Source organism: Oleiphilus sp. HI0132, from assembly GCF_001635845.1.
Genome location: NZ_LWGJ01000567.1, coordinates 1 through 5656 on the forward strand (window position 1 = coordinate 1; position 5656 = coordinate 5656).

The following is a 5656-nucleotide window of genomic DNA, read 5'->3' on the forward strand; positions in this document are numbered from 1 at the left end:
TGTGGTAGCTCCTGCATAAGGTAGATAAAGCCCATGCCTTCAGCACCTAGCACGTTTTCTTTTGGGACTTTTACATCCTGGAAGAATAGCTCTGACGTATCCTGTGCCTTCATACCGATCTTATGAAGATTGGTGCCTTTTTCAAAGCCGGGTGAGTTTGCCTCAACTAACAGAAGGCTCGTACCTTTTGCGCCAGCTTCAGGGTTAGTTTTAGCCACCACGATAATTAAATCTGCTAACTGTCCATTAGTGATAAAGGTCTTAGAACCATTGAGTGTATAGAACTCGCCTGACTCGTCTAACACAGCATTGGTTTTCACACCTTGTAAGTCAGAACCGGTGCCAGGCTCTGTCATGGCAATCGCGGTCACAATTGAACCATCAACACAACCCGGCAGGTACTTTTGCTTTTGCTCTTCGGAACCGTAAGCCATGATGTAAGGCACCGCGATGTCTGAGTGCAAGCCAAAGCCGATACCACTTAAGCCGTAATTAGCAACTTCTTCATCGATCACCGCATTGAAACGAAAGTCACCTTCAACACCGCCGTATGCTTCTGGGACAGTTGGGCTTAAAAAGCCGTGTTCACCAGCCTTCTTCCATAGTTCACGAGATACCTGACCGTCTTTCTCCCATTGCTCGTGGTGAGGCACAGCTTCAGCTTCAAGGAACTTCTTAAACGCATCGCGAAACATTTCTTGTTCAGATTCAAATACTGTTCGTTTAATCATCTTTTTCTACCTTTCTTAGAATTATTCAAAGCTTGTGAGGCCCAAAACCTCACAAACTGGTTGATATAGATTTAGCTAGTCTTTGAACGTCAAATTGTCTCGGGCCATATCTTTAAGCAGTTGAGGGACTTCGTATCGCTCACCGCATTGCTGATGCAAGGCTTCGGCCCTTTCAATAAAAGACTCTAAGCCTGTTTGGTTGATAAACTGCAAGATGCCGCCCGTCCAGACCGGATAACCAATTCCCATGATGGAGCCGATATTAGCGTCTCGAACGCTGGTCAGTACTTTTTCTTCGACGCAGCGGACAGTCTCAATCGCTTGAATGTAAAGCAGGCGATCTTTGATCTCATCAACACTAACTTCACGGTCGGGTTGTTCGAACTTATCCTTTAGACCTGACCATAAGTGTTTTTTACCTTGAGCCGGATAATCGTAATAACCACCACCCGCAAGTTTTCCTGCACGTTCTAGCGCAAGCATCTTATTTACAACTTCATCGGCTGGGTGCGCCAGATAAGGTTTGCCTTCCGTTTCAAGATCCTTAATCGTTTGCTTACGAATCTTTTCCATCAAGGTCATGCTAACTTCATCGGTCACTGCCAACGGTCCTACCGGAAAACCTGCCAGGAAGGCTGCATTTTCGATCGCTGCGGCCGGTATCCCTTCACCCAACATGGCGATCCCTTCGTTTGCAAAAGTGCCGAAAACACGGGAAGTGAAGAATCCACGGCTGTCATTAACTACGATTGGCGTTTTACCAATTTGCAAAACGTAGTCATAAGCTTTGGCCAGTGTTTCATCTGAGGTCTTGTCACCACAGATGATTTCTACCAGCGGCATTTTGTCGACTGGCGAAAAGAAATGAAGGCCAATAAAGTTCTCTGGTCGCTCAGAGGCTTCCGCAAGACCAGTAATGGGTAAGGTAGAGGTATTCGAAGCAAATACAGCTGATGACTCTAATTGCGCTTCAGCTTCCTGTGTGACCTTTGCTTTTAGAATTCTGTCTTCAAATACAGCTTCAATGACTAGGTCACAGCCTTTCAAGTCCTGCGCATTATCGGTCGCCAGGATGGCGTTCATGGCAGCATCACGCTTATCACTGCTCAAGCGTCCTTTTTTCACTTTCTTATCAAGGATCTTCCGAGAATACTCTTTACCTTTTTCAGCATTTTCTACTGAAACATCTTTTAACACGACCTCAATGCCCTTAGCTGCTGATGAATAGGCAATACCTGCACCCATCATACCGGCGCCCAAAATTCCCACCTTACTCACCTTTGACGCTTCTACGCCATCAGGACGCGCTGCCCCCGCCTTGATTTCATTGAGTTGATACCAGAAAGTACCGATCATATTCTTCGCTACCTTGCTACAAACCAGCTCAACGAAATATCGTGTCTCAATGCGCATTGCCGAGTCGACATCAACTTGTAGGCTTTCAACCATTACCGAGAGAATCGACTCAGGAGCTGGCATGGTGCCTTTGGTTTTTTCGCGCATCATTGCGGGTGCAATCGGTAACATCTTCGCTAAGGCAGGCGTTGAAGGTTTTCCTCCTGGCACTTTATAGCCTTTTACATCATAAGGTTGTTGGGCTTTAGGGTTGGCTTTAATCCAAGCAATAGCCGAAGAAACAAGTTCTTCAGGTGTACCCACAATCTCATTGATCAAACCAAGGTCTTTACCTTTCTCAGGTTTGAACTGTTTGCCTTCGGTCAAAAACGGCAATGCCGCCTGAAGGCCTAAGAGACGAGACATACGGACAACACCGCCACCACCGGGCAACAAGCCAAGCGTCACTTCAGGTAGACCTAGCGTCACACCTTTGCTTAAAGCGACACGGTAATGACACGAAAGCGCAAGCTCCCACCCCCCCCCAAGTGCAGCGCCGTTGATACAAGCAACAACCGGCTTACCAGATGTTTCTAGCTCTCGCATTGCCAGTTTTAGGCGGTCAACCATCTTATACAGAACCGAGGCATTTTGACGTGTAGTTGCATAGAGGTCATCAAGGTTGCCACCGGCAAAGAAAGTCGACTTATTTGAACGGAATAGCACACCTGCGAAGTCTTCATCACGAAGTTGTTCGACTGCTGCGCATAAGGAGTCTGTAAATTCCTGGTCCATTAAGTTGGCACCGGAATTGGGCTTATCAAGAATTAAGTGAACGATATTATCTTGATCTTTTTCTACAATCACTGAACTCGTGTTGTTATTTATACTCACGGCCGTTCTCCTCTTAAACTCTTTCGATAATCGTTGCGATACCCATGCCACCGCCGACACACAAGGTCGCTAGACCAGTCTTTAAGTCACGCGCTTCGAGCTCATCTAGTAACGTACCCAAAATGATTGCGCCTGTTGCGCCTAAAGGGTGACCCATCGCGATTGAACCGCCATTAACATTTACTTTTTCTTCACTCACTTCTAGTTCGTCCATAAAGCGCATGACCACAGAGGCGAATGCTTCGTTCACCTCGAACAAGTCGATGTCCTTAACGTCCATGCCAGCTACTTTAAGTGCTTTTCGTGCAGCGGGCGCAGGACCTGTGAGCATAATCGTCGGGTCAGTTCCAACAACAGCTGTAGAAACAATACGAGCCCGTGGTTCCATACCGAATTTTTTACCAGCAGCCTCACTACCAATTAAGACAGCTGCAGCACCATCAACAATACCCGAGGAGTTACCAGGTGAATGGATGTGATTGATTGACTCAACTTGCGGATAACGCTGACGAGCAACACCGTCAAAGCCCATCTCGCCCATCATCTGGAACGAAGCTTTTAACTTACCCAAGGTCTCCATGGATGCATCCGCCCGAACCAACTCATCGTTCGCTAAAATTTCGATACCATTACGATCAACGACCGGCACCACAGATTTTTCGAAAGAGCCGCGTTCCCAAGCCGCCGCTGCTTTATGATGCGAACGCATAGCAAAGGCATCGACGTCTTCACGGGAGTATCCACCCAAGGTAGCGATCAAATCTGCACCAATGCCCTGCGGCATAAAACCCGTTTTAAAGTTCGTTTCGGGGTCCATTGCCCAAGCACCACCATCGCTCCCCATCGGGACTCGTGACATAGACTCGATACCCCCAGCGACCACGAGATTTTCCCAACCTGAACGAATCTTCATTGCAGCGGTGTTAACCGCCTCGAGCCCCGATGCGCAAAAGCGATTAAGGACAACACCTGCAACATCATCATTCCATCCTGCAGCCAATGCTGCAGTTTTTGCGATATCAGCACCTTGGTCGCCAACAGCGGTAACGCAGCCCATGACGATATCGTCAACCTCAGCTGTATCGAAACCATTGCGCTGTTGAAGAGCGTTTAATAAATCTGAAAGAAGTGTTACCGGTTTTACTTCATGAAGAGCGCCGCTCGCTTTACCTCGGCCCCGAGGTGTGCGAATCGCGTCAAATATTAGGGCTTCATTTGTCATTGTACTTATCCTATAAAATTTGTTCGTCCATTGAATGGAAAACGCATTATTAGGATAGCTGGCTAAGCGAAGGTCTCAATGATATTTCATAGCAATAAAGTTGATCATTTATTGCAAGCTTAGAAAGGGTCTACAGAAAACGCCGACTTTATAGGGGCAATAGCGTATCTATTTCTGTAGGCAGGGGGCTCGCTCCCTCGCAATGAATCTGTATGGTGTCTGCCCGAAGCCAAACCGCCTGCGAGTCGAGGAAGGCTCTGCCTACATTGAGCATTATTAAGCTTTATGCGCCTGTTCTAGATATTCGTGACTTTGCATTTCTAACAAACGGCTTTCTGTACGTTCGAACTCAAAGCTAAGTTTGCCGCCCTGGTAAATTTCATGGATAGGCGCTTCAGCAGAGATAATCACCTTAACGCTGCGGTCATAAAATTCATCAACCATATTGATAAAGCGCCTCGCCTGATCATCTGTATCGATACTCATCTGAGGGACGTTACTCACGATCACTGCGTGAAATTCTCTTGCGATCTCAATGTAGTCATTCTGGCTTCTAGGTCCATCGCAAAGCTCGGAAAATGTAAACCAAACAACATCGTCAGCGTGCCGTAGCGCTTTAAGAGGGCGACCATTAATCTCAAGCTCTAGCTCGTGTGAACCTGCTTCAACAGCGAGCTGTTTAAAGTATTTATCCAAATTGATATCGGCTTGTGCGTCTAAAGGAAAATGATAAAGCTCAGCCTGCTCAAGTGTACGTAAGCGGTAATCGTTACCGCCATCAACATTCACAACCTCGGTGTACTTGTTAACAAGATCGATAGCAGGCAGAAAGCGATCACGCTGTAGGCCATCCTTGTATAAACCATCTGGAACAATGTTTGAAGTACATACAAGGGAAACACCGTTCGCAAAAAGCTCTTGCATTAAACCGCCAAGAATCATTGCATCACCGATATCGGAAACAAAAAACTCGTCGAAGCAAATTATACGGGCCTCATCACTCAACTTCTTCGCAACGATATGCAATGGGTTCTTTTCGCCTTCAAGCGTAGTCAGCTCCTGGTGAACCCTTTGCATAAAGCGATGGAAGTGAATGCGCATTTTTTGCTCAAAAGGCAGGCTTTCATAGAAGTTATCCATTAGATAAGTTTTACCACGACCCACCCCGCCCCAGAAGTAAAGCCCTTTGACAGGCTCTGGCTTCTTTTTAGAAAACTTGTTAAACCACTTCCCGGCTAAGCGCTTGCGCTCTGCTTCATCTGAAATTAGATTTTCATACAGCGTTTGCAGTCTATCTACCGCCATTTTCTGTGCAGGGTCTTTAACGAAACCTTCCTTTTGCAAATCTTGTAAATAACGTTGCAAGGGAGAGNGCGGTAAAGACGACATATTCGAAAAATCCTAATACGAGTAAAACTAACTCTGGAAGCTTTTCTGTGAAACTTTTTTCAGAGGCCTAAAAAAGCGGCTATTT

General features: G+C 46.5%; 4 protein-coding genes. All 4 read right to left on the minus strand.

Going from position 1 to position 5656, the window contains the following annotated elements:
- On the minus strand, nt 1–731 hold a 731-nt coding region (locus A3766_RS07005; RefSeq protein WP_197479397.1), incomplete at its 3' end, for an acyl-CoA dehydrogenase family protein.
- Between the two features lie 75 nt (nt 732–806).
- Complete coding sequence (locus A3766_RS07010) at nt 807–2960, minus strand: 3-hydroxyacyl-CoA dehydrogenase NAD-binding domain-containing protein (protein WP_197475970.1); 2154 nt, start codon at nt 2958–2960, stop codon at nt 807–809.
- Between the two features lie 13 nt (nt 2961–2973).
- Nucleotides 2974–4182, minus strand: a complete 1209-nt coding sequence (locus A3766_RS07015) for an acetyl-CoA C-acetyltransferase (RefSeq protein WP_068511130.1) — start codon at nt 4180–4182, stop codon at nt 2974–2976.
- Between the two features lie 276 nt (nt 4183–4458).
- Nucleotides 4459–5571, minus strand: coding sequence for a cell division protein ZapE (gene zapE / locus A3766_RS07020; RefSeq protein ID WP_068641995.1), 1113 nt, complete (start codon nt 5569–5571; stop codon nt 4459–4461).
- Nucleotides 5572–5656 lie beyond the last annotated feature (85 nt).

Bases quoted from the DNA above. Each gene is read 5' to 3' on its own strand.
- A3766_RS07015 (WP_068511130.1), bottom strand. From the start codon at position 4,182: ATGACAAATGAAGCCCTAATATTTGACGCGATTCGCACACCTCGGGGC.